Origin of the sequence: Streptococcus infantis, from assembly GCF_047465525.1 — a bacterium.
Lineage (GTDB): Bacteria > Bacillota > Bacilli > Lactobacillales > Streptococcaceae > Streptococcus > Streptococcus infantis_R.
Window position 1 is genome coordinate 1 of the sequence record NZ_JASGZS010000051.1, and the last position, 4,963, is coordinate 4,963.

Sequence of the window (4,963 nt, forward strand, 5' to 3'; positions counted from 1 at the left end):
AGCTAAGCGACTTCCTTATCTCACAGGGGGCAACCCCCAACTACTTCCGGCGTTCTAGGGCTTAACTGCTGTGTTCGGCATGGGTACAGGTGTATCTCCTAGGCTATCGTCACTTAACTTTGAGTAATACATACTCAAAATTGAATATCTTTCAAATTTCACTTAAAATAGTCACGCTTCGTATTCTCAGTTACTTTGGATAAGTCCTCGAGCTATTAGTATTAGTCCGCTACATGTGTCGCCACACTTCCACTTCTAACCTATCTACCTGATCATCTCTCAGGGCTCTTACTGATATAAAATCATGGGAAATCTCATCTTGAGGTGGGTTTCACACTTAGATGCTTTCAGCGTTTATCCCTTCCCTACATAGCTACCCAGCGATGCCTTTGGCAAGACAACTGGTACACCAGCGGTAAGTCCACTCTGGTCCTCTCGTACTAGGAGCAGATCCTCTCAAATTTCCTACGCCCGCGACGGATAGGGACCGAACTGTCTCACGACGTTCTGAACCCAGCTCGCGTGCCGCTTTAATGGGCGAACAGCCCAACCCTTGGGACCGACTACAGCCCCAGGATGCGACGAGCCGACATCGAGGTGCCAAACCTCCCCGTCGATGTGAACTCTTGGGGGAGATAAGCCTGTTATCCCCAGGGTAGCTTTTATCCGTTGAGCGATGGCCCTTCCATACGGAACCACCGGATCACTAAGCCCGACTTTCGTCCCTGCTCGAGTTGTAGCTCTCGCAGTCAAGCTCCCTTATACCTTTACACTCTGCGAATGATTTCCAACCATTCTGAGGGAACCTTTGGGCGCCTCCGTTACCTTTTAGGAGGCGACCGCCCCAGTCAAACTGCCCGTCAGACACTGTCTCCGATAGGGATCACCTATCTGGGTTAGAGTGGCCATAACACAAGGGTAGTATCCCAACAGCGTCTCCTTCGAAACTGGCGTCCCGATCTCTTAGACTCCTACCTATCCTGTACATGTGGTACAGACACTCAATATCAAACTGCAGTAAAGCTCCATGGGGTCTTTCCGTCCTGTCGCGGGTAACCTGCATCTTCACAGGTACTAAAATTTCACCGAGTCTCTCGTTGAGACAGTGCCCAAATCATTACGCCTTTCGTGCGGGTCGGAACTTACCCGACAAGGAATTTCGCTACCTTAGGACCGTTATAGTTACGGCCGCCGTTTACTGGGGCTTCAATTCATACCTTCGCGTTTCCGCTAAGCACTCCTCTTAACCTTCCAGCACCGGGCAGGCGTCACCCCCTATACATCATCTTACGATTTAGCAGAGAGCTGTGTTTTTGATAAACAGTTGCTTGGGCCTATTCACTGCGGCTGACTTAAAGTCAGCACCCCTTCTCCCGAAGTTACGGGGTCATTTTGCCGAGTTCCTTAACGAGAGTTCTCTCGCTCACCTGAGGCTACTCGCCTCGACTACCTGTGTCGGTTTGCGGTACGGGTAGAGTATGTTTAAACGCTAGAAGCTTTTCTTGGCAGTGTGACGTCACTAACTTCGCTACTAAACTTCGCTCCCCATCACAGCTCAATGTTATAGAACTAAGCATTTAACTCAATTCACACCTCACTGCTTAGACAGACACTTCCAATCGTCTGCTTTAGTTAGCCTACTGCGTCCCTCCATCACTACATACTCTAGTACAGGAATATCAACCTGTTGTCCATCGGATACACCTTTCGGTCTCTCCTTAGGTCCCGACTAACCCAGGGCGGACGAGCCTTCCCCTGGAAACCTTAGTCTTACGGTGGACAGGATTCTCACCTGTCTTTCGCTACTCATACCGGCATTCTCACTTCTATGCGTTCCAGCACTCCTCACGGTACACCTTCTTCACACATAGAACGCTCTCCTACCATACCTATAAAGGTATCCACAGCTTCGGTAAATTGTTTTAGCCCCGGTACATTTTCGGCGCAGGGTCACTCGACTAGTGAGCTATTACGCACTCTTTGAATGAATAGCTGCTTCTAAGCTAACATCCTAGTTGTCTGTGCAACCCCACATCCTTTTCCACTTAACAATTATTTTGGGACCTTAGCTGGTGGTCTGGGCTGTTTCCCTTTCGACTACGGATCTTAGCACTCGCAGTCTGACTGCCGACCATAATTCATTGGCATTCGGAGTTTATCTGAGATTGGTAATCCGGGATGGACCCCTCACCCAAACAGTGCTCTACCTCCAAGAATCTCTAATGTCGACGCTAGCCCTAAAGCTATTTCGGAGAGAACCAGCTATCTCCAAGTTCGTTTGGAATTTCTCCGCTACCCACAAGTCATCCAAGCACTTTTCAACGTGCCCTGGTTCGGTCCTCCAGTGCGTCTTACCGCACCTTCAACCTGCTCATGGGTAGGTCACATGGTTTCGGGTCTACGACATGATACTAAAGGCGCCCTATTCAGACTCGGTTTCCCTACGGCTCCGTCTCTTCAACTTAACCTCGCATCATATCGTAACTCGCCGGTTCATTCTACAAAAGGCACGCTCTCACCCATTAACGGGCTCGAACTTGTTGTAGGCACACGGTTTCAGGTTCTATTTCACTCCCCTCCCGGGGTGCTTTTCACCTTTCCCTCACGGTACTGGTTCACTATCGGTCACTAGGGAGTATTTAGGGTTGGGAGATGGTCCTCCCAGATTCCGACGGGATTTCACGTGTCCCGCCGTACTCAGGATACTGCTAGGTACAAAGACTATTTTGAATACGAGGCTATCACTCTCTTTGGCTGATTTTCCCAAACCATTCTTCTATAATCTTTGAGTCCACATTGCAGTCCTACAACCCCGAAGAGTAAACTCTTCGGTTTGCCCTCCTGCCGTTTCGCTCGCCGCTACTAAGGCAATCGCTTTTGCTTTCTCTTCCTGCAGCTACTTAGATGTTTCAGTTCACTGCGTCTTCCTCCTCATATCCTTAACAGATATGGGTAACAGGTAGTACCTGTTGGGTTCCCCCATTCGGAAATCCCTGGATCATCGCTTACTTACAGCTACCCAAGGCATATCGTCGTTTGTCACGTCCTTCTTCGGCTCCTAGTGCCAAGGCATCCACCGTGCGCCCTTATTAACTTAACCTTATTTTTCTGACCTTTCAGTCATAAACTCTTATTAATACTACAGCGTTTTCGGTTTATTTTCTTGTTACTATTTGATATAGATATTCAATTTTCAATGTGCATTACTTGGTGATCTCTCACCAATGGAGCCTAGCGGGATCGAACCGCTGACCTCCTGCGTGCAAAGCAGGCGCTCTCCCAGCTGAGCTAAGGCCCCACAAGACCTCTCAAGACTAAACAAGACCAACGTGCATTCCTTATCCTTAGAAAGGAGGTGATCCAGCCGCACCTTCCGATACGGCTACCTTGTTACGACTTCACCCCAATCATCTATCCCACCTTAGGCGGCTGGCTCCTAAAAGGTTACCTCACCGACTTCGGGTGTTACAAACTCTCGTGGTGTGACGGGCGGTGTGTACAAGGCCCGGGAACGTATTCACCGCGGCGTGCTGATCCGCGATTACTAGCGATTCCGACTTCATGTAGGCGAGTTGCAGCCTACAATCCGAACTGAGACTGGCTTTAAGAGATTAGCTTGCCGTCACCGACTTGCGACTCGTTGTACCAGCCATTGTAGCACGTGTGTAGCCCAGGTCATAAGGGGCATGATGATTTGACGTCATCCCCACCTTCCTCCGGTTTATTACCGGCAGTCTCGCTAGAGTGCCCAACTGAATGATGGCAACTAACAATAGGGGTTGCGCTCGTTGCGGGACTTAACCCAACATCTCACGACACGAGCTGACGACAACCATGCACCACCTGTCACCTCTGTCCCGAAGGAAAGCTCTATCTCTAGAGCGGTCAGAGGGATGTCAAGACCTGGTAAGGTTCTTCGCGTTGCTTCGAATTAAACCACATGCTCCACCGCTTGTGCGGGCCCCCGTCAATTCCTTTGAGTTTCAACCTTGCGGTCGTACTCCCCAGGCGGAGTGCTTAATGCGTTAGCTGCGGCACTAAACCCCGGAAAGGGTCTAACACCTAGCACTCATCGTTTACGGCGTGGACTACCAGGGTATCTAATCCTGTTTGCTCCCCACGCTTTCGAGCCTCAGCGTCAGTTACAAGCCAGAGAGCCGCTTTCGCCACCGGTGTTCCTCCATATATCTACGCATTTCACCGCTACACATGGAATTCCACTCTCCCCTCTTGCACTCAAGTTAAACAGTTTCCAAAGCGTACTATGGTTAAGCCACAGCCTTTAACTTCAGACTTATCTAACCGCCTGCGCTCGCTTTACGCCCAATAAATCCGGACAACGCTCGGGACCTACGTATTACCGCGGCTGCTGGCACGTAGTTAGCCGTCCCTTTCTGGTAAGATACCGTCACAGTGTGAACTTTCCACTCTCACACTCGTTCTTCTCTTACAACAGAGCTTTACGATCCGAAAACCTTCTTCACTCACGCGGCGTTGCTCGGTCAGACTTCCGTCCATTGCCGAAGATTCCCTACTGCTGCCTCCCGTAGGAGTCTGGGCCGTGTCTCAGTCCCAGTGTGGCCGATCACCCTCTCAGGTCGGCTATGTATCGTCGCCTTGGTGAGCCGTTACCTCACCAACTAGCTAATACAACGCAGGTCCATCTGGTAGTGATGCATTTGCACCTTTCAAGCAGATATCATGCAATATCTACTGTTATGCGGTATTAGCTATCGTTTCCAATAGTTATCCCCCGCTACCAGGCAGGTTACCTACGCGTTACTCACCCGTTCGCAACTCATCCAGAAGAGCAAGCTCCTCCTTCAGCGTTCTACTTGCATGTATTAGGCACGCCGCCAGCGTTCGTCCTGAGCCAGGATCAAACTCTCATTAAAAGTTTGAGTTCTCACTCATTTCTGTCACTGACAGATTTATTGTTTTTTTCATTGTTCAGTACTACAAC

At 49.9% G+C, this 4,963-nt stretch carries 1 tRNA gene and 3 rRNA genes; all 4 read right to left on the bottom strand.

What is annotated here, in order from left to right:
- Position 1: 1 nt before the first annotated feature.
- The 4 genes from rrf to QM374_RS10555 all read right to left on the bottom strand — a co-directional run bounded on the left by rrf (position 2) and on the right by QM374_RS10555 (position 4,895).
- Positions 2-117 (bottom strand): 5S ribosomal RNA (gene rrf, locus QM374_RS10540).
- Positions 118-195: 78 nt separating this feature from the next.
- Positions 196-3,100: ribosomal RNA gene (locus QM374_RS10545) — 23S ribosomal RNA — on the bottom strand.
- A gap of 125 nt (positions 3,101-3,225) precedes the next feature.
- Positions 3,226-3,298: transfer RNA gene (locus QM374_RS10550), tRNA-Ala, on the bottom strand.
- A gap of 50 nt (positions 3,299-3,348) precedes the next feature.
- Positions 3,349-4,895, bottom strand: a 16S ribosomal RNA gene (locus QM374_RS10555).
- The 16S, 23S and 5S rRNA genes sit together here with 1 tRNA gene alongside, the layout of an rRNA operon.
- Positions 4,896-4,963 lie beyond the last annotated feature (68 nt).